The sequence below is a fragment of the Nocardia sp. NPDC006982 genome (assembly GCF_042869435.1).
Taxonomy (GTDB): domain Bacteria; phylum Actinomycetota; class Actinomycetes; order Mycobacteriales; family Mycobacteriaceae; genus Nocardia.
Genome location: NZ_JBIAFV010000003.1, coordinates 170,735 through 189,370, shown reverse-complemented (window position 1 = coordinate 189,370; position 18,636 = coordinate 170,735). Strand labels below are relative to the sequence as shown.

Genomic DNA, 18,636 nt, shown 5'->3' with positions numbered 1-18,636 from the left:
TGTTCCCGGGGGCACTTCGCACTCACATACAGGCGAGGTTCAGCGGCACATCTCCACCGCGTCTGCCTTGTTGTCCGCGCTGGATGGCAGGGTGCCCCGAGCGTTGTCCGCGACGGAGGCGAGCAGCTGCCAGCGCTCGCCCGTCCAGTTGTACACCGCCACGGTTACGCCGGTGCGGTTCCAGTACGAGGTCAAACGGTCGCCGACGCCGCCGTTGCCGATGTCGTGCAGAAAACAGCCCGCGTCGTACTGAAAGAGCATGCTGCCCGTGCCATTGGCGCCGTCCCAGCCGCAGAACATTCCGCCCGGGCAGTCGTAGCTCGGTGACGCGGATGCCGGGGCGGCCGAGATCATCGCGCCACCCGCGACTGTGCCGAGTGTCAGCACGGCCGCGGCGATCGGGACCAGACGGCGAACGGCGTTGGCGCGGTGGTTGGTTTTCATGGTGATGTCCTTCGTGAGAATCGGTGTCGGCTTTCCGACGGCTTGACACCAACTCTGTGCGGACTCACCAACGACCGACCAACGACCGACTAATCGGGCAGCTCAGCCCCTGAGTGCGAGGCCGATAAGGCGCGGCAATTCCGTTGCTGTGCCGAGCGAGACTTGTTCGTCGGGTAGCTGCGCGGCGCCTGCTGTGATGACTGCGAAACACCTTGGCCTGCATATTTTCTCAGGAAAATCACCACTCTTGCTGTGATCGTTCGACTGTATAGGGTGGTTGCATGCGAACTGGGGAGAGCAGGGCTGTCGTGCTGGGGCCGGGTGGTGTGGTCGGCACCGCTTGGCTGATCGGGTTCCTGCACGGTCTGCGCCGAGCAGGCATTGATCTCGCCGATGCTGACACGATTGTCGGTACCTCGGCCGGTGCCATCGCGGCGGTCGTGCTGACCTCCGGGCGGGATCTCGCCGATCTGGCTACCCGTGCGGCGCAGCCGGAATCCGGACCACCCGGGGGCGATTCGGAGGTGGTAGGCCAGGCGATGGCTTTGGCGCGGGCCGCGGGCGATGAGCCGGAGGAAAGGCGCCGGGACGAACTGCGCAGGCAGATCGGTCGTCTTGCGATGGCCGCGGCTGCGGGACCGGCACGCGTGCACGTCGACCGGATGCGTGACCTGGTCGGTGCGAGTTCTTGGTCGCATGGCGGGCTGCGCATTCCCGTCATCGATGTCGAGACCGGTGAGCCGGTGGTCTTCACCTCGGCCGACGGGTTGGCGCCGTATCTGGCTGCGGCGGCGAGCTCCGCCGTGCCTGGCCTTACCACTCCTGTCGAGATCAATGGCAGGCACTATCTGGATGGGGGATTCCGTAACGGCATCAACGCCGACCTCGTCACCGGTGCCGACACGCTGGTAGTCATCGAGCCCCTCGGTCATCTTTTCCCAACCAGCGTGGCGAATGCCGAGGCGCACATCGTGCCCGATGAGGCGAGCAGCGCAGCTTTGGGCACCGACTTCGCCGACCGTACCCGGTGGGCGGCCTGTTTCGAGGCCGGCTCGGCCCAGGCCGCTCTCGTTGCCTCAGCGATCCTCGATGTCTGGTAGGCGTGCTCGTGGCGGGAAGCCGCAGGGCGAAATGTTCTCGGTGCGTTGATCTTTGTGTGGCCGCTTCGGACAGAGCGATGTGCGGAATTATGGTGCGCTCGAGCCGCTTTGAGCGCGCTCGGGTAGCTGTGTGTCGAATGCCTGGGCGACAGCGAGGCTGTCCTCGTAGACGTGGTGGCGGGTGATAAGGCCGTTTTCGATGGTGAGATGCAGTGCGAAACGAGAGCGATAGGCGCGTCCAGTGGGGCGGGCAGTCTGGCGAATTTCGCCGAGCACCACCGCATCCGGGCCGTCGACCAGGATGCGTTCGATCACGGTGCCGACCTGCTCGGGCACGTGGTGGCGAGCGATCTCGCGAAAATGCTCGGCCGCGTCGGCGCGGGTGGCGCGGTGCCAGATCCATGGGGTGGCGGGTCGGTTGTGCTCGTTCTCGGGCCAGTTCAGTTTCCAGTCGCTGACCGGGGCGTAGAGCGCGGCGGTGGCGTCCGGATCGCCCGCACCGATTCGGCGCAGCAACTCCTCGACGACGGTGCGAGTGGTGATCGTCCCGAGATCGTTCATACCTGCCACCATGCCCGCACCGATGTGGCCCGTCGATTACCTCCGAAGTAATACCGTTGGCCTGTTGTGCCGCACAAGCTCTCGTGTATCGACGGCGCGGAGGTACTTCTAGAATCCGTGCGTGACGCTCACCCTCGCCGACCTGGTCGGCTACACCGATCGCGACCTCGACACCGACCTGGCGCGTTGGTTCCCCGCTACCGAAGCCGTACAGCTTCCCGAGCAGACCCGACCGGTGGAACCGTTTCTCACGCGCCTGGCCCCCACGGATGCGGCGGCGCTGGCCGCGTTCGACCGCCGGGTGCGGTCAGGCCTGCTGCCGCAGTTCTTGGACATCTTCGACTGGTCCTACGGGTTCGATTTCGCCGGAAACGACTGTGGCATCGTCGATTCGGACTATACGACCGAGTTGACCGACGACGATGTCTACTCGATCGGTGCGGATGGCGGTGGCAATCTGTATGTCGTACTCACCAACGGCCAAGTGGCCGTGTGGTTCCACGAGGAGGAGGTGCTCGAGGGCGGCACCCGCTTCGACAATCTCGACGTCTTCCTCTGGTCGTTCGTGCGCTACCGTGCGGTGCGCGCTGGGAAGCTCGACCGCTCGGCCGTAGAAGCAGACTTCCTGGCGCTCGGCCAGGACGGCGCACTCGAACCGGAACTCGGCCTGCTGAACTTCATGAAGTAGGACGCCGTCGCAGCACTCGATGCAGGGGCGAGGTATCGGGCTCAGAAATCCAGAATGGCTCGAGCATGCGGACTGCCGCGTCCAGGGCGTGGTCTGGCAACGCGACCACGACGGCGAGAATTTTGTCCGTCATAGCGGACCGACGAATGGAAGGAAACTCCCTTCCATATTCAATCTATAGCGCACCTGGGGGCTTGCGGCAAGACCCCGGTCGTACCGCAGAATCACTGGCCGAAGCCAGAACCTGCGGAAATGGGAGTCGCGAATTGCGCGTGTTGCTGTCGACGTATGGGGCGAGCCCGTCGAGCCGTGAAAGGGAGGGACATATGGCGACCCAGGGGTACGAAGACGAATTGCAGTCCGAGCGAGACTACGTGGCCGGGCTCTACACGCGGCTCGACGCCGAACGCGCGCGTGTGAAGGGAAAGTACACCGCGGCGTTGCGGGGAACCGGCGGAACACCCATGGAACGCGATGTCGAGGTGCGCACGCTGGCCAAGGAGGCGAAGCGGCTGGACGTGGCCGACAACGGGCTGTGTTTCGGCAGGTTGGACACTGTTTCGGGCGAACATTCCTACATCGGCCGGATCGGCATCTTCGACGAGGAGAACGAGTACGAGCCGCTGTTGCTCGATTGGCGGGCACCGGCGTCGCGGGCGTTCTATGTCGCCACTGCCGCGACCCCCGAGAACATGCGACGACGTCGCCAGTTCCACACGCACGGGCGTCGAGTTGTCGATTTCACCGACGAGGTGCTCGGGCGTCCGAGTGATGGCGAGCGTGGGGACGCGGCCTTGCTCGCGGCGGTCAACGCGCCGCGCGGTGTGGGGATGCGCGACATCGTGGCGACGATCCAGGCCGAACAGGACCGGATCATCCGGCTCGATCACCCGGGTGTGCTGGTGATCGAGGGCGGCCCGGGCACGGGGAAGACCGTGGTGGCGCTGCACCGCGTCGCATATCTGCTCTATACCCAGCGGGAGCGGATGGAACGCCACGGTGTGCTCGTGGTCGGGCCGAATCCGGCGTTCCTCAACCACATCGGCCGCGTGCTGCCGTCGCTGGGCGAGACGAATGTCGTTTTCATGACCACTGGCGATCTGCTGCCCGGGTTGCACGTCACCGCCGAGGACACCCCGGATGCCGCGCGACTCAAGGGCTCGCTGAAGATCCTGGACGTGCTCGCGGCGGCCATCGCCGATCGTCAGCGGGTGCCGGAGCATCCGGTGCCGATCGAACTGCAGGACGTCACGATGCGGATCGACACCGAGACCGCGGAGTGGGCGCGGGAGGAGGCACGTGCGAGCGGACTGCCGCACAACGAGGCCCGCGCGGTGTTCAGCGAGATCGTCACCTACGTGCTCACCGAACGGGCGATTGCCCGGATCGGCCGTGGCTGGCTGACCAGGAAGGACCGCGAAGCATGGGAGAACCTGCGGTCCGACCTGCTCGCCGAACTCGCCGACAACGACCAGTTCACCGCCGCGCTCGATGAACTCTGGCCGATAATGACGCCGGAAATATTTCTGGCACAGCTGTATTCGTCCGCTGACCGCCTGCGTGCGGCTGGTGCCGACCAGTCCCTGTGGCGCGCCGACGGCGAAGCCTGGACGGTGTCGGACGTGCCACTGCTCGACGAACTGGTCGACTTGCTCGGCCGCGACAAGGCGGCCGACGAGGCCGCCGCGCGTGCCGTCGAGCGGGAACGCAAGGCCGAGGCCGAGTACGCCGCAGGTGTGTTCGACACTCTCATCAAGCGCGAGGACCTGAACGACGACATCGGCCTGCTCGCCCAGGACATGCTCTACGCCGAGGACCTCGCCGAGCGCTTCCTCGAGCGCGACACCCGTGAACTCGTCGAACGCGCTGCCGCGGACCGGGATTGGACTTATCGACACGTCGTGGTCGATGAAGCCCAGGAGCTGTCCGAAATGGACTGGCGGGTCCTGATGCGGCGCTGCCCGGGCCGATCCTTCACGGTGGTAGGCGATCTCGCGCAACGCAGGTCGGTGGCCGGAGCGACATCGTGGGACACGATGTTCGAACCGTATGTGCCCGGGCGCTGGGTCTATCGGTCGCTATCGGTGAACTACCGCACCCCGGCGGAGATCATGACCGTCGCCGCCGCGGTGCTCGCCGAGTTCGCACCGGGAGTCCAACCACCGGAGTCGGTCCGCGCGTGCGGCGTTCAGCCCTGGTCCAGGCAGGTGTCCGAGGACGAATTGCCCAATGCCATAGCGGAATTCGTACGCGATGAAGGCGGTCGCGATGGCACCAGCATCGTGATCGGGCCACCGGGTGTACCGGGCACGGTGCCTGCCTCGGAGACGAAGGGCCTGGAATTCGACGCCGTCCTGGTCGTGGAGCCGGAACGAATCCTCGCCGAGGGCCCACGTGGCGCAGCCGAACTCTACGTCGCCCTGACTCGCGCCACCCAGCGCCTCGGCGTCCTGCATCAGGGCCCTCTACCGCAGGCCCTGACCGGACTCGCCGAAATCGGCGGTCTCGCCGAGGCCGGTAATCGAGGGTTGGCTTAACGATTCGTGTGCGGCCCCGGACGCGATGCCGGGGCCGCAGTCGACGATGCCTTCATCCGTCTGCTGCGGGCGAACGTGACGCCGATCCGTATGGGACCGCAGTGCCTCGACCTGTTCGTCGTAGATGATCTCGCCTGGGTCGTCGGAGTGCAGGCGGACAGCTCGGCCTGGGGCGTCATTGGGACGTTGCAGCGACCTCGGCCGGGGCCTGGTCGGCGGCGGAGCTGGTGCGTGTGGCGTCGTCGTGAGTCGGGGTGGATCCGACGACGACGGTGATCACGAGGATGAATGCGATAAGTGCGCAGCCGGTTCGGGTGAAATGGAACAGTTCCCAACGTCGCAGGATGTCGGCGTAGTCGCTGGGGGGCGTCCCTACGGCCCAGCGTTTGATCTGCTGGTTGATCGGCACGTTTCCGAATCGGGTCACCAGGAATGAGATGAACGTCAGCGCTGAGGCACCCGCCGCGATCCAGCGCGGCGATGACTTCGACCGCATCGCCAGGATCAGCGTGCTCAGGACGGCGAGCCCCATCAGTGACTGCATCACCGGGCCGTTGACGCGCATCAGCGCGGTGTGAAAAGTGAACCGAACATCAAGGGGCACTTCGCGAAACGCGTACAGCACGTTCACCGCGCCGTAGCCGAACGCACCGGCGAGCAGGCCGGGGAACAGTAGCGCCGCCGCCCGGACGGATTTCGACAACATCGGAACTCCCATCTCAGATCGCAACATCGAGTTGCGATATCGTCAGCATGCCTGCCTTGCGTCGATATCGCAACAAGGAGTTGCAATGACCGCACCCCTCGGCCGCGGACCGAAGGTTCGCGCCGCCGTGCTCGCCGCGACCGTCGACGAGTTGAGCGAGCACGGGTACGCCGCATTCACCGTCGAGAACGTCGCCCAGCGCGTCGGTGTGCACAAGACCACCGTCTACCGGCGCTGGGCCGACCGGGACGAACTGATCGCCGATGCACTGGCCGACAGCGTCGAAGCGGAAATCCCCATCCCCGATACGGGTTCGGTCGAGGACGACCTGCGCGTGCTGGCGCGCAGTCTGGTCGCGTGGATCAGCAGCCCGTCCGGCCGGGCGGTCCTCGCTGTCATGCTGTCCAACGCCGCGCCGCCCGATCCGACCCGCCATGCCTTCCGTGACCGAATCCGCAAGGCGCTGCCGGTCGTGACGCGCGCGGTCGAACGCGGTGAACTCCCCGCAGGCACAAACCCCGCCGAGCTGATCAAAACTCTTGTGGCGCCGATCTATTTCCGTGTGCTGATCCCCCGTGAGCCGGTGGACGACAGCACCGCCGACGCGGCCGCGGCAGTGGCTTTGACCGCGGCGCGCGCCGGTCTGTTCGGCTGAGCCTGGTGAGACAAATCTGTAGGTTACTCTCGCTCGGCTCCATCCGGCCAAACGATCGCCACCGGCACGTCACGGGCTCGCGCCAGCTCGACCACCGTGCCGGTCCCACCGGCGCTACCAGCCTCGCCATCCCAAACCGCGACGAGCCGATCGCAGGATGACAGCACGGCTTCGTTGGCGGCCTCGTAGGCTTCCCGCCCGGCGTCGTCGAAGTCCATGATGCGCACGGTATCGGCGCGTGCGATCAGCTCGTCGAACAGCTCCGCGTGGTCGGGTTCGACCTTCCGCTGTCGATAATTCGTCGACGGCAACACTACTTCCAGCCGTCCACCGGCATCGAGCACGGCCCGGGCGAATACCGAGTCAGCGCCGCGCGCAATGCAGCTGACACCCACCAGATCGTCGGGGTCTCCTTGTCTGGCAAGGACTTTCCTGATCTCGTCGTACACGGACTGGAGGGTGTCGGCCGTGAGGTTCATATGTCCGGTGACGCCGATGCGAGCCATGGGAACTTTCTATACCGCCACCGCAGATCGCCTCCGGGCGTGGTCAGTCTTCTCGGGTCAGTAGTGCGGCGCGTAGCCTTCGACGCGGATGAGCACATAGCCTGCGCTGTACGCGGAGTCGATGGTGGTCTGATCGACTGCGATTATGTTGTCCTGGCGCGCTTCGCTCCAGAACTGATACAGCGGGCTGGTACCGGGCTCCTGGCTGGTGTTGATATATCCCTGAATGCCGATGTAGGTGTATCCGGCACTGTAGGCGGAATCGATGCCCGCCTGTGTCGCTGTGCTGAAGTTGTCCTGGCGGCTGTTGCTCCAGAACAGGTGCAGCGGTACGGTTCCCGGCTGCTGGGTCTCGTAGACGAATGCTTCCTTGCGGATGGGCAGGTAGGCGGCGGCGGTGGCGCTGTTTTCGTCGTTGCGGTTGCCGGTGGTGAAGTTGTCGCCGCGTTCCGGATTCCACCATGTGTAAAGCGGGTACAGCGACGGTACGTCCGCGTGCGCGGTGGGTGCGGCAGCGAGAGTAGTCCCGGCGATTCCCGCAGCAGCCAATAGCGTAGCTGCCGAGATCATGAGGCGCTGACGACGGAAACGTGCATTTTCGCGCGCCGCCGACACCGACCCCATCGATACCATGGTCCGTCGCATCATGATTGTCCCCTGTTCGAGTCTTCCGACACCCTGCTGCCGAGCCCATTGACTCGAAAGCGTCTGTCGGCCAACTGATTACGTGCAGTACAACGGTAATTTCCGCGCCGCGCCTGCTGCTATACGCAGACTTGCGTATAGCAGTCCGGCCTTTCGGCTGATAAGCGAGATCCGTTGGTGCACAATGCAGGAGTGACCGATCGGCCGGTTGGAAACGCCAAGAAGATTCACGATCTAGCGCTGGAGATCATCACCGAGAAGCAGCCGGTGCGCGTCTGGCCGCTATTGATGCAGAGGTTGACCGCCGACCTACCGTGTGACCTGGCCGTCCTGGTCGATCTGAACTGGGAGGCCGGCACCGGTCACGCGCTCACCGGTTCCCCGGACTGGTTGTACGAGGCCCCGCTGGACGCACTCATCCACGCGCACATGCGATCTCATCCCTTGCTGCGGCACTACGCACACACTCGGGACATGACACCGCTGAGCATGGACGAGGTCGCCGACGACCGCTGGTGGAAAGGGGAGGGGTATCGAGCGGGTAAGGACGCGATCGGTATCGACCGCCAGCTCGCTTTGCCGCTGTCTGCGGGGCCGGGCAGGATCCGCAGTGTCATCATGAGCCGCAGCGGCCTCGGATTCAGCGATCGCGACCTCGAATACGCCACGCTCGCCAGATCATTGCTCGATACCGTCGAAGCCCACGAGGCAGCGGTCATCACCGGCACGGGACCGGGGGACCCCGCCGAACACAAGATCACTCCACGTGAGCTCGCGGTCCTGACTCTGCTATGCGATGGGCTGACCGCTCGCGCCATCGGCACCCGACTCGCGATTACCCAAGCGACCGTGTCCAAGCACACCGAGAACATCTACCGCAAGCTCGGTGTGCGCGACCGCATCTCGGCATTGCGCAAAGCACAGAGTCTCGGCCTCGTCCGCCCGGGTTAGCCCGCGGCCCGCACCGCGGCAGTGCTGAGATCGTCGACGTTGGCGCAGGCGTCGGAGGGAAGCGGTGGCCAACTGCCGTCGGTCGGGTGATCGGGATCGCCGTACTGGGCGAGCGGGACCGCGCTCCAAGCAATGGCAAGGCTGATGAGATGACCGTTCAATCGGCCGTCGCCACTCGGCCGGTAGGTGAGGCTGACGGCGCACCGCGACGGGACAGGACCGTACACGTTCGATCGGAGGATGATCCCGTTCAGGCCCGCTGCCTGGTAGGGGCCGTTGTCGAGTCCGGGTGATGTCTGCTGCTCCGCATCCATGCGGAACTGAAGGTCGACCTGGAGGGTGTGGCTTTGTGCCCCGCGGCTACAACCCTACATGTTATCCGACAACGGATTTGCCAAGTGTCCGCCCATCGGCATTCCCGGATGCCCCGAGCTGCACGGAAACAGCCGCGGCCGTGAACTTCCGGGCGATCAGGAGTCCAAGCGGTCCTGGTAGACCGTGGCGAGATTGCGCAGCGCAGTGGCCCCGTCTCCGATGAAGCTGGAACCGTGCATGATCGCCAGCGTCGTGGGTTCCAACTCCGCCAGCCGATTCAGAGTGGCGGGCACGGCGGGCCCCAACGAGGTGGCGTGGAACACGTCCTCCGCGACGGCCGCCTGCTCGACCAGGTCGGAATCGGTCAGTGCCGGGCCGCTTCCCAGCTGGGTCATCAGGTCACCGCAGAACAGCACGCCGGTGGTCTCCTCGTACAGCACGCGCGCCTCCCAGTTGTGCGGTGCGTGCGGAGTATCCAGATGCCGTACTCGACGGCCGCCGAGATCGATGACCTCACCGTCGGCCAACCGGCGTGGCAGCCGATCCGCCATATCGTCGATCGAGACGAGGCAGCCGAGCTCACCGTGCGCCACCTGCGCATTCGGTGCGGCAGCGAGGAAGAGGTTCATCGCTCCGCATTCGTCGGCTTCCACATGACCGAAGGTGATCCAGCGCAACCGCTCCACCGGCATGATCCGCGCGATTTCCGCGGATACCAGCGGGAACAACGCACGCATACCGGCGTGGAACAACAACGGTTCCTCGGCATCGACGAGGAACTGGTTGAAGGTGAAGCCGGTCGGCCCCACCTCGGGAATGAAGGTAGAGATGCGGTAGATATCTTCGGCGATCTCGTCGGTATGGGTTTCCATGAAACCTCCCTACTTGTGCCGTCCCCGCCATTTTGCTCGCCAACGCGCTCCCGCACACCGAAATCGCAGGCTGCTACCGATCTTGTGGGCTCGGATGAGGTGGCGTATTCATCGGGGCTCAGACAACGACGTCATAGGTCAGGTGGGTGGCCGTCGATGTCGGGGTCACGCTTCGCTGCACCAACGTGCGCGACGCTGCGCCGGTGAACAGCGGTGTACCGGCGCCAGGCATGACGGGCGCGAGGTGCAGCGACAGCACCTCGACGAGCCCGGCGGCGAATGCCGAGCCGATGGTCGCGCCACCGCCCATGAGGACACCGTCGAGGTCCTGCCCGCGTTGCGAGGGTCAAATCGACAACCAGGCCGCAATTCGTCTTTATCGACGTACGGATTCGCCGATGTGGGTTGTTCACCTGGCGACACCGCCAGCGGGCGCATGCTGAGGCCGGCAAGTTTGAACCCGCCCGATACGTGGTGATGGTCCACTCCTGGCCGGAAGCGAGTGCGCGTTGATGGTCGTAGTCGAACTCCGCCGACGATTTCCGTGACGGAAGCGGGCGGCGCGGATGTGGCATTCACCGCCGTGGGCTTCTCGGGCGGCGACCTCGCGTTGCAGGCATGCGGCGAGGAATTCCTCGTGGCTCCAGTTCTCGGTTCGTACGCGTATCAGTGGGCGTGTCAGGTTGGCGTCAGGTCGGCATCAGCCGGGCTGGCCACAGTGTTCACGTGAACAGCACAGCAATTGCAGCTTCCGGGTTGTGGAAGGCATACGGGGACAAGGCGATCCTCGATGGCATCGATCTGACTATCGGTGCCGGCCACTACCCGATGCTGCGCACGGAATGGCTCGACCGACTCGCCCGCGTGATGCGGTATCTCGGCGGTGATCACGCCTTCGCCCAGCTGATCCGCTTCGCCTTGGTCGGCGGGTCCAGCAACGTTGCCTACATCCTGCTGTTCATGGCCATGAACGGGATCGGCCCGCTGGTCGCCAATATCGCCGGCTCGATTGTCAGCACGGTGATCGCGAACGAAATGCACCGGCAGCTCACCTTCCACGCGGCCGGACGGGTCGGTTGGTTCACCGCACAGTGGGAAGGCGGCGGGCTGGCGCTGATCGGCCTGTTGATCAGCACAGCAGCGCTGGCCGGTCTCGAGTTCTGGGCACCCGGCCTCGGCGAGATCGCACAGATCTGCGCCGTGGTCGCCATCCTGGCGGCGGTCGGCGTCATGCGCTTTCTGGCACTGCGCGGCTTCGTCTTCGAGCACAGGCCATCCGACCTGTCGCAGGCAGCGCGTTGATGAGTACGTGTCGGGTACTGCGGCGGAGGGGATTGACCCTGACCCTGCGTCAGGGTTGGAGTCTTGTCACATGACGAATGACATCACTTCCTCGACTCGGCTCGCACCGCCGATCGGCGGGTTCCAGGAAATCGACGGCCGCCGTGTTTTCGTGCATCGGTCGGGCAGCGGCGGACCGGCCGTCGTGTTCCTGCCCGGCGCGAGCGCGGTCGGCCTGGACTATTTCGGTGTCCAGCAACAGGTTTCGCAATTCACCACCGCTGTGGTCTACGACCGTGGCGGCACGGGCTACAGCGATTCGCTGGCCCTACCGCGCACTGCCGCCGCGGTCGCCACGGAACTGCGCGAGTTGCTGCGCGCCCAGAACGTCACCGCTCCCTACGTTCTCGCGGCGCACTCCCTCGGCGGCTTCTACGCGCATCGGTTCGCGCAGTTGTACCCGCAGGAGGTGGCCGGACTGGTCTGCTTGGACGTCCTGCACCGCGACTGGGACGAATTCATGCCTCCCGCAGCGAGTCTGGCCGCCGTCGAGCAGATGGGACCCGATCCGGAGCAGCTACGAAAGATGCGTCCGGCCCTGCGCGAGATACACGCCGAATTGCTCGCGGACTACCCCGAGCGCATACGGCAACCACTGATCGATGCCAAGGTGAGCGACGACTGGATGCGGGTCGGCATCGCCGAGCGTGCCACCTTGACCGACCTCGCCGCCGAACTGCGAGCGGGGCCGAGCGTCCCTGACGTCCCGGTGGTCGCACTCACCGTGGTGGGCAGCGACCCTGCCCAGCAGGCGCTGACATCGCCGGAGCTGAACGACGCCAAGACGAGAATGGACGCGGCGCTGGTGAGCGGGGTCTCGCACGGGGAACAACGCATCCTCTCCGACACCCTCCACCACCGGCTCTGCTTCGACCGCCCAGATGCCGTGGTCCAGGCCATCCGCGACGTCATAGACCGGGTGGCGCGCCACTGAGTTCACCCACCCCGCCGACTCCGCAAGCTCCGCCGACGTGCCATCCCCCTAGACTCGGCACGACCATGCCCGACGACGACAGGGGAACGGTGCTGACCATCGGCCGGCTGGCGGCGACCGCAGGCGTGACCGTGCGCGCCGTTCGCCACTACCACCACGTCGGCCTGTTGCCCGAGCCCGAGCGCGATGCCTCCGGCTACCGCCGCTACAGCGCGCAAGCCGCGGTGGACCTCATCCGGATCAGGACCCTCGCCGACGCCGGTGTTCCGCTGGCCCGTATCGATGCGCTGCTCCATGCACAGCCGGCCGAATTCGCCGCGGCCATCATCGACATCGACGATGCATTGCGGCGCAAGATCGACCAGCTCACCGAATACCGCAGCCGCATCGCCGATTTGGCAAGCGGTGAAAGCCTTGTCCTGCCCCCCGAAGTGGTCGCCATCCTGAACCGGATGCGTAGTCTCGGCGTCAGTGAACAGCGGGTGCGACTCGAGCGCGACTCGTGGATCCTGCTGCAGGCTATGGACCCGCAGGCCATGCCGCAGCGGATACGGGACAAGACCGCAGGCCTCGACGACCCGGAGACGACGCGCCTCTACCTGGCCTGCGATCGAGCAGTCGACTGGGATCCGCACGATCCTCGCCTGGACCGGCTCATCGACGACCTGGACGCATGGGAGATCGAACACGAACGAGACAGCAGCCGACCGGAAAGCCTGCAGCTGATCTCTTCCCGGATCTCCGAGGCGTCACCGGCATGGCAACGAATCATCGATGCACTCGCCCACCGCGCCGAGCGGCGCCGAACCGCCGGGCAGCACAGCTGAAGCCGGCACCGTGGTCGAAGCTATGGTGACGGAGGCAGTCCGGCCGCGTTGCGCATGGCCGCGCGGCCACGTTGGGCGGCGGATTCGTCGTCGAGCAGTTGAATTTCCTGGTTGACCGCCATGGAGATGCCGATGAGCACGGTGGCGATCTCGTCGGAGCGGCGATGCGAAGCGGCCGTTTCGTCTTGTGCCGCAGCGATTTCGGCGGTGAGAAAGGTGCGCCAGCCGGCAACGACGTCACGCAGCCAGTCCCGCAACATTCCGAGCCGCCCATCGAGTTCGGTCGACGCCGCGGTGACGAAACACCCTCCGGGAAAAGGGCATTCGACCAGGTAATCGATCCACGCATCGATCAGTCGCTCCAGGCGGGCCCCGCCGGGAGACATCGCCGTCACAGGGGTGAGGACTGCTGTCCGAAAGAACGGCCTCGACGAGCCAACGGCGAAAACGGTGTGCTTCGATCTCGCAGCGGCGGCAGCCACGCTCGGCGGTTGACGCCTGCACCTGGGGTAGCCGGTCGGCGGCGCGCGGTCGTGGTCGCTGCGAGATAGGGTGTAGCTGCGCGGTTTCCGGCTGCGGGGAACGTTGTTCAGTAAAGGGAGTCCGAGCGGATGGATCGCCGGAACAGGGTGATCAGCCGGCGCGGTGTGTTGTTGGCGGGCGGAGCCTCGATCGCGCTCACCGCAATGGCGCAGCCGACGCAGGCGGGGACGATCACGCGGAAGGTGTCAGCCGGGCCCGAGACGCCCGGGAAGCGGGCCGAGCTGGCGGAACAGGCGATCGTGCAGCGGCACGTGCGCCCGCTTTGGGGACAGTCGGGAATGCGGTTGGGCGCCCTCGCCTGGCCGGCGTCCTTGCTGGACCAGTCGTTCGTGCGATGGTGTTACTGGTGGCAAGCCCACCTTCTCGACTGTGCGGTGGACGCCGCGTACCGCACCCGCACTCCCGAACGCATCGACCGGGTCGTCGCCCTCGCACGCGGCATTCTGACCCGCAATCTCACCGGCTGGACCAACCGGTACTACGACGATATGTCCTGGCTGGTGCTGGCGCTCGAACGTGCCGACCGGCTGCTCGGCGTCCGGTTCGGCGCTGCCATCGCGGACTTGCGGGCCGCCTTGATCGAAGGCTGGAACCCGGTCGTCGGTGCGGTGCCCTGGCGGTCCGGCGACGATTTCTACAACACCCCTGCGATCGGTCCGACCGGAATCGCCATGGCGCGTTTGGGTGAATTGTCCCGCGCCAGACAACTTGCCGATTTCCTGTACACGCGATTGCGCGATACGGACAGCGGCCTGATCCTCGACGGTGTCCATGAGCCCGGCGGACGAGTGGACCGGACTGTCCACACCTACAGCCAGGGCGTGACCATCGGGCTGGAAACCGAGTTGGCAGTGCGCACCGGCGAATCGAGCCATCGCAGCCGCGTGGCAGCGCTCGTTGCCGCAACCGAGGACCGGCTCACGGACGCGGGGGTGATCGCCTCGGCTTCCGGGAACGACTCCGGGTTGTTCATGGGTATCCTCGCCAGGTATCTCGCCGAAGCCGCTTTGGCCTTGGACGACACCACCGCCGCGAATATCGTGCACGCTTCCGCGCGGGCGGCGTGGGAAAATCGCGCCGAGGTGGACGGGCTACCCCTGTTCGGTCCGGACTGGACCCGCGCGGTCGCGGTGCCGGAGCCTCCGGGAACCCTTCCCCCGCTCCCGCATTCGTCCACCGCTTCGTCGGCGAACCTGAGCCGCGATCTCTCGGTACAGCTGAGCGGGTGGATGCTGCTCGAAGCGGATTACCAGCTCACCGCCGCGGGACGCTGAGCACGCTCGGGCGTATTCGTCTCAGGGGCAGTGGGCGCGGAGACCGTCGACGAGGATCGACAGCAACCGCGGCCCCCGCGCGTCGAGTTCGGCGTCGTCAAGCCGCGACAACCAGCTGATGAGCACGATGACGTCGCGGGCTTCCGCGTCGTCGCGGACGCTGCCGGCCGAGCGACCGGCGGCCAGCAGCAGTTCCACCGCCTCACCGATCGGGCCGAGGCTGTGAGCAGCGAGGTCGCGCCACGTCGCTGCCTCCACGGCGGCGAACACATCGCGCTTGACCCGCGCGTAGGCGGCCACCCGGTCGAACCACGCCGCCAACGCATCCAGCGGCGGGCGATTTGCCAGCAGCCGCGGAGCCGCGGCGACCAGCTCGTCCACATCACGGCGGTACACCTCGGCGAGGAGGTCCTCTCGTGTCGGGAAGTGCCGGTACAGCGTGCCCTGTCCGATACCGCAGGCCTTCGCGACCGCGTTGAGCTTGAGCTCTCCCGGCTCGTGCACGAGATCGCGTGCCGCTTGGAGGATTCGTTCGCGGTTGCGCTGTGCATCAGCACGCCGCGTTCCGCCGCTCTTGACAGAAGCGGACACCTGTCCGCTAAGGTCTTCGGTGTAACCGGACATGTATCCACTCTAGGCGGAGAATCTTTATGACCATCCACGGCAAGGTCGTCGCCATCACCGGCGCCAGTAGCGGAATCGGTGAAGCGACAGCTCGCCACCTCGCCTCACTCGGTGCGGCTGTAGTCCTCGGCGCCCGCCGCACCGAGCGGCTGGACCGACTGGTTGCCGAGATCGAAGCCGACGGCGGCAAGGCGGTCGCCACGCGCGTGGACGTCACCGATCCCGACGACCTCCGGTCGCTCGTCACCCTCGCCGTCGAGCGCTTCGGCCGCCTGGACGTCTTGGTGGGCAACGCCGGGATCAGCAGGATCAGCTCCATCGCCGATCTCGACGTCGAGGGCTGGTCGGCCATGGTCGACGTGAACGTCAAGGGAATTCTGCACGGGATCGCCGCGGCCCTGCCGGTATTCCGTCGGCAGGGCAGTGGTCACCTCGTCACGGTCGTGTCGACCTCCGGCCTGAAGATCGTCCCCACCCAGGCGGTGTACGCCGGGACGAAGAATGCGGTACGCACCCTCATGGAGGGCCTGCGACAGGAGAGCACCGACGGGGTTCTGCGCACGACGTCGATCTCCCCGGGCTACGTCCGCACCGAGCTCATCGACAACGCCGTCGACGATCCGGCCGTGCGCGAGCAGGCCAGGCAGAACATGGCCGACCTCGGTATCGACCCCACGGCGGTGGCCCGAGCGATCGCATTCGCGATCGACCAACCCGACGACGTCGAAATCGGAGACCTGACCATCCGACCGACCCGCCAAGGCTGAGTGACCCGCTTCATGCCGGTCGTGTCATCAGCTGAGCGAGTTGTTTCGCCTGCGATGTTCTCAGTCTCACTTCGACCCGTTCCGGCTCCGGCGGATCGGTCGTCGCCGGGTCGTAGACGAAGCAGACTCGATCGGGTCGATCGAGTCTGAATTCGATTGCCGCCCATAGCGGATGCGTCATCGGCACATCGATGTGTTTGAACCGGCCCGCCCACACCAGTACCCGTCTGCCGACCGTGACCGCGATTGCGCCCGAGACTTCCCGCCGCTCCCATTCCACGAGACGACCGGATGGCCGGAAACTACGCTCATGTCGGACCGGAGCTCGCCCCAGCGGCGTCGTAAGCGGAAGTAGTCGCCGAACTGGCCGAAAATCGTCAATGTCGGCCGATCGGCTCACCGCCGCGGTCGTTGGTGGCGGTTCTCTCGGAGCCCTGTCGAACAGCCGCTCTGTCTTCTGCGGCAGGCATGCTGTTCAGCAGCGTGCGCACCATGGTGGGTACCTGGACGTCGAGTTCTGCGGGTATCGGCCGGTCGGCTGTGAGATATCGACGCACCGCGGCGTAGGGCAGGTCGACGATGGTGAGAACGATTGTTGCCGTGGACAATCCGGTTTCGGCGCGTAACGAGTGGACGAGTCCGCGGATGGCGGCATCCCACCGGGATGTTTCGGCGGCGCGCTCCGCACGCGCGGTGGCGGGCCAGCTCTGGGGAGCGAATTGGTGGACACCTGCGAGCAGGACCTGCGCGTCGAGCGGGCTGCTCCGGCACCACTGCACGATGTGGCCGGTGATCGCGGCGGCGGCCTCGATCGGATCGTCTTCGTCGAACAGGGTGTAGGCGTCGCGGTGCAGGTGTCCGATGGCCCTGTTCCATAGGGCAGCCAGCAACGATGGCCGATCGGCGAAGCGATGGTAGACCGATCCGCTCGGTGCACCGGATTCCCGGATCACTCCGGACATCGTGACTCCGGCGGGACCCTGCGTGGCCAGCAGCCGCGCAGCAGCGTCGAGGATTGCCGCGGTGTCGTGTACGAATCTCACCACGCTGTAGAGAGTACTCTCCAGAGATCGTTGTAGAGTGAAGTCTCTATAACGATGAGAGGCTCAACCATGACCATCACCGCCGAAGACGTCTACCGGCTCGCTCCGTTCGTCCGCACTCTCGGAGTGGAGTTCACCGAACTCACACCCTCCGCGGTCACCGCCCGCCTGACCCACACAGTCGAGCTGTCGACAACAGGGGGTGGCCTGCACGGCGGTGCCCTGATGGGGTTGGCCGATGCGGCTGCCGCGGTCTGCGCGGTTCTGAATTCCACTCCGGGGGCGCTGCCCGCGACGACCGATTCGACGACGCATTTCCTGCGTCCGGTCCGCGGCGCGGCGCTTGCGGTCGCCGCGCCGGTGCGCGTCAGCCGCACCGCGGTGGTGGTGGGTGTGCGAATCACCGACGAGTCCGGCGAGCTGTGCGTCCACGTGATCCAAACTGTGCAGACACGCGTTCCACACGCGGCCGCCTGAAACCGAAAGATCAGCGACCGGCGTACCGATGCCTAGGAGCAGGGCGGCTTCAATCTGCGCGCGAGAACACTGCCACTAGAAAGTCCGAATCGTCCGTGAATGGACGCAGATCCCACGTGGATAGCCGCAAATCCACTGTGAGTCCGGCGTTCTCGGCGTCTGCCAGGAACTGTGGGAACTCGTAACCACGATTGGCGCCGAACCCCACAACCACTCGACCGGCTGGGGCGAGATGGCGGGCGAACCCGGCCAGCACCGCCGCCCGGGTGGACGGCGCCAGAAATGTCATCACGTTCCCCGCGCACACGATGACATCGAAGTCGCCGGCGATCCCACGGCGCGGCAAGTCCAGTTCGGCAAGATCACCGACTATCCAGGTGGGGCCGGGATAGTCCTGCTCCGCCGCAGCGATCAACACCGGGTCGACGTCGACGCCGACCACGACGTGGCCGGCTCGGTGCAAGTAGGCACCCACACGCCCCGGACCGCACCCCGCATCCAGGACTCGGCCACTGCGGTCGAGCATCGCGTCGATCAGCCGCGCCTCCCCGACGATATCGGTGCCTTCGGCCGCCATTGCTCGGAACCGCTCCACGTACCACGTCGAATGCGCAGGGTCAGCAGCAGTGAGCTCTTCCCACTGGCTGGGGGTACGTCCGCTCATGGTCTGTTCCTCTTCTCTCCGGCACGCCTCGGGTTCACTGTGCCACCGCCGTGCGGATAGTCAGCGCCCGGCCTGATGGTGCCCGCTGCCGGTGCAGCCGGCCCATCGACATCGGACTTCAGGCGGATAACGTCCGGATCTGCATCCCGGATCCTCGGCATG

24 protein-coding genes and 1 pseudogene are annotated in these 18,636 nt (G+C 65.9%); 11 read left to right on the top strand and 14 right to left on the bottom strand.

Going from position 1 to position 18,636, the window contains the following annotated elements:
* Positions 1–39: 39 nt before the first annotated feature.
* A complete protein-coding gene (locus tag ACFYOW_RS14190) occupies positions 40–444 on the bottom strand; it encodes a peptidase inhibitor family I36 protein (RefSeq protein WP_387287860.1) in 405 nt (134 codons plus the stop codon).
* Between the two features lie 281 nt (positions 445–725).
* Between ACFYOW_RS14190 and ACFYOW_RS14185 the strand changes: the two genes are divergently transcribed.
* Positions 726–1,544 (top strand): patatin-like phospholipase family protein, encoded by an 819-nt coding sequence (locus tag ACFYOW_RS14185; protein WP_387287858.1) that lies wholly within the window; start codon positions 726–728, stop codon positions 1,542–1,544.
* An 87-nt stretch (positions 1,545–1,631) separates the two neighbouring features.
* Here ACFYOW_RS14185 and ACFYOW_RS14180 read toward each other — a convergent pair whose 3' ends face one another.
* Positions 1,632–2,105 carry a nuclear transport factor 2 family protein gene (locus tag ACFYOW_RS14180; RefSeq protein WP_387287856.1) on the bottom strand — a complete coding sequence of 158 codons (474 nt, stop codon included), beginning with the start codon at positions 2,103–2,105 and terminating at the stop codon, positions 1,632–1,634.
* Positions 2,106–2,226: 121 nt separating this feature from the next.
* On the opposite strand from ACFYOW_RS14180, the gene ACFYOW_RS14175 reads away from it, so the two are divergent.
* The gene (locus ACFYOW_RS14175) at positions 2,227–2,793 is read left to right on the top strand and encodes a hypothetical protein (protein ID WP_387287854.1); all 567 of its coding nucleotides are present in this window, start codon (positions 2,227–2,229) and stop codon (positions 2,791–2,793) included.
* Between the two features lie 326 nt (positions 2,794–3,119).
* Positions 3,120–5,330: an RNA polymerase recycling motor ATPase HelR gene (gene helR, locus ACFYOW_RS14170; protein WP_387287852.1), complete on the top strand. Its 2,211-nt coding sequence runs from the start codon at positions 3,120–3,122 to the stop codon at positions 5,328–5,330.
* Positions 5,331–5,505: 175 nt separating this feature from the next.
* Here the strand turns inward: helR and ACFYOW_RS14165 are convergent, their stop codons facing one another.
* Positions 5,506–6,036, bottom strand: coding sequence for an anthrone oxygenase family protein (locus tag ACFYOW_RS14165; RefSeq protein ID WP_387287850.1), 531 nt, complete (start codon positions 6,034–6,036; stop codon positions 5,506–5,508).
* Positions 6,037–6,121: 85 nt separating this feature from the next.
* Between ACFYOW_RS14165 and ACFYOW_RS14160 the strand changes: the two genes are divergently transcribed.
* Positions 6,122–6,691 carry a TetR/AcrR family transcriptional regulator gene (locus ACFYOW_RS14160; RefSeq protein ID WP_387287848.1) on the top strand — a complete coding sequence of 190 codons (570 nt, stop codon included), beginning with the start codon at positions 6,122–6,124 and terminating at the stop codon, positions 6,689–6,691.
* A 23-nt stretch (positions 6,692–6,714) separates the two neighbouring features.
* On the opposite strand, the gene ACFYOW_RS14155 is transcribed toward ACFYOW_RS14160, so the two are convergent.
* Both ACFYOW_RS14155 and ACFYOW_RS14150 read right to left on the bottom strand, forming a co-directional pair.
* Positions 6,715–7,197, bottom strand: a complete 483-nt coding sequence (locus ACFYOW_RS14155; protein ID WP_387287846.1) for a hypothetical protein — start codon at positions 7,195–7,197, stop codon at positions 6,715–6,717.
* 57 nt (positions 7,198–7,254) lie between these two features.
* Positions 7,255–7,821 carry a hypothetical protein gene (locus tag ACFYOW_RS14150; RefSeq protein ID WP_387287844.1) on the bottom strand — a complete coding sequence of 189 codons (567 nt, stop codon included), beginning with the start codon at positions 7,819–7,821 and terminating at the stop codon, positions 7,255–7,257.
* Positions 7,822–8,034: 213 nt separating this feature from the next.
* Here ACFYOW_RS14150 and ACFYOW_RS14145 point away from each other — a divergent pair, with 213 nt between their 5' ends.
* The gene (locus tag ACFYOW_RS14145; protein WP_387287842.1) at positions 8,035–8,793 is read left to right on the top strand and encodes a response regulator transcription factor; all 759 of its coding nucleotides are present in this window, start codon (positions 8,035–8,037) and stop codon (positions 8,791–8,793) included.
* On the opposite strand, the gene ACFYOW_RS14140 is transcribed toward ACFYOW_RS14145, so the two are convergent.
* The 4 genes and pseudogenes from ACFYOW_RS14140 to ACFYOW_RS14125 form a co-directional block, all read right to left on the bottom strand.
* Positions 8,790–9,107 (bottom strand): hypothetical protein, encoded by a 318-nt coding sequence (locus tag ACFYOW_RS14140; protein WP_387287840.1) that lies wholly within the window; start codon positions 9,105–9,107, stop codon positions 8,790–8,792. The two genes, ACFYOW_RS14145 and ACFYOW_RS14140, sit on opposite strands and share 4 nt — an antisense overlap.
* A 156-nt stretch (positions 9,108–9,263) precedes the next feature.
* Positions 9,264–9,980, bottom strand: a complete 717-nt coding sequence (locus tag ACFYOW_RS14135) for an MBL fold metallo-hydrolase (RefSeq protein WP_387287838.1) — start codon at positions 9,978–9,980, stop codon at positions 9,264–9,266.
* A gap of 118 nt (positions 9,981–10,098) precedes the next feature.
* Positions 10,099–10,290, bottom strand: coding sequence for a dihydrofolate reductase family protein (locus ACFYOW_RS14130; RefSeq protein WP_387287837.1), 192 nt, complete (start codon positions 10,288–10,290; stop codon positions 10,099–10,101).
* Between the two features lie 190 nt (positions 10,291–10,480).
* Positions 10,481–10,644 (bottom strand): annotated as a pseudogene (locus ACFYOW_RS14125) (ATP-binding protein); the annotation flags it as partial.
* Between the two features lie 164 nt (positions 10,645–10,808).
* Between ACFYOW_RS14125 and ACFYOW_RS14120 the strand changes: the two are divergent.
* The 3 genes from ACFYOW_RS14120 (at position 10,809) to ACFYOW_RS14110 (ending at position 13,082) form a co-directional block, all read left to right on the top strand.
* Positions 10,809–11,282 (top strand): GtrA family protein, encoded by a 474-nt coding sequence (locus ACFYOW_RS14120; protein ID WP_387288807.1) that lies wholly within the window; start codon positions 10,809–10,811, stop codon positions 11,280–11,282.
* 70 nt (positions 11,283–11,352) lie between these two features.
* Positions 11,353–12,255, top strand: a complete 903-nt coding sequence (locus ACFYOW_RS14115) for an alpha/beta fold hydrolase (protein ID WP_387287835.1) — start codon at positions 11,353–11,355, stop codon at positions 12,253–12,255.
* 65 nt (positions 12,256–12,320) lie between these two features.
* A complete protein-coding gene (locus ACFYOW_RS14110; RefSeq protein ID WP_387287833.1) occupies positions 12,321–13,082 on the top strand; it encodes a MerR family transcriptional regulator in 762 nt (253 codons plus the stop codon).
* A gap of 20 nt (positions 13,083–13,102) precedes the next feature.
* Here ACFYOW_RS14110 and ACFYOW_RS14105 read toward each other — a convergent pair whose 3' ends face one another.
* Entirely contained in the window at positions 13,103–13,468 is a 366-nt protein-coding gene (locus ACFYOW_RS14105) for a TetR family transcriptional regulator C-terminal domain-containing protein (RefSeq protein ID WP_387287831.1), read from the bottom strand.
* Positions 13,469–13,693: 225 nt separating this feature from the next.
* Here ACFYOW_RS14105 and ACFYOW_RS14100 point away from each other — a divergent pair, with 225 nt between their 5' ends.
* Positions 13,694–14,899 (top strand): glycoside hydrolase family 76 protein, encoded by a 1,206-nt coding sequence (locus ACFYOW_RS14100; protein ID WP_387287829.1) that lies wholly within the window; start codon positions 13,694–13,696, stop codon positions 14,897–14,899.
* Between the two features lie 21 nt (positions 14,900–14,920).
* Here ACFYOW_RS14100 and ACFYOW_RS14095 read toward each other — a convergent pair whose 3' ends face one another.
* Positions 14,921–15,523, bottom strand: coding sequence for a TetR/AcrR family transcriptional regulator (locus ACFYOW_RS14095; RefSeq protein ID WP_387287827.1), 603 nt, complete (start codon positions 15,521–15,523; stop codon positions 14,921–14,923).
* A 26-nt stretch (positions 15,524–15,549) separates the two neighbouring features.
* On the opposite strand from ACFYOW_RS14095, the gene ACFYOW_RS14090 reads away from it, so the two are divergent.
* A complete protein-coding gene (locus tag ACFYOW_RS14090) occupies positions 15,550–16,290 on the top strand; it encodes an SDR family oxidoreductase (protein ID WP_387287825.1) in 741 nt (246 codons plus the stop codon).
* A 10-nt stretch (positions 16,291–16,300) separates the two neighbouring features.
* On the opposite strand, the gene ACFYOW_RS14085 is transcribed toward ACFYOW_RS14090, so the two are convergent.
* Entirely contained in the window at positions 16,301–16,570 is a 270-nt protein-coding gene (locus ACFYOW_RS14085; protein ID WP_387287823.1) for a hypothetical protein, read from the bottom strand.
* 97 nt (positions 16,571–16,667) lie between these two features.
* Positions 16,668–17,336, bottom strand: a complete 669-nt coding sequence (locus tag ACFYOW_RS14080) for a TetR/AcrR family transcriptional regulator (protein WP_387287821.1) — start codon at positions 17,334–17,336, stop codon at positions 16,668–16,670.
* 66 nt (positions 17,337–17,402) lie between these two features.
* Between ACFYOW_RS14080 and ACFYOW_RS14075 the strand changes: the two genes are divergently transcribed.
* Complete coding sequence (locus ACFYOW_RS14075; protein WP_387287819.1) at positions 17,403–17,810, top strand: PaaI family thioesterase; 408 nt, start codon at positions 17,403–17,405, stop codon at positions 17,808–17,810.
* Positions 17,811–17,859: 49 nt separating this feature from the next.
* Here the strand turns inward: ACFYOW_RS14075 and ACFYOW_RS14070 are convergent, their stop codons facing one another.
* Positions 17,860–18,474, bottom strand: a complete 615-nt coding sequence (locus ACFYOW_RS14070) for a class I SAM-dependent methyltransferase (protein WP_387287817.1) — start codon at positions 18,472–18,474, stop codon at positions 17,860–17,862.
* Positions 18,475–18,636 lie beyond the last annotated feature (162 nt).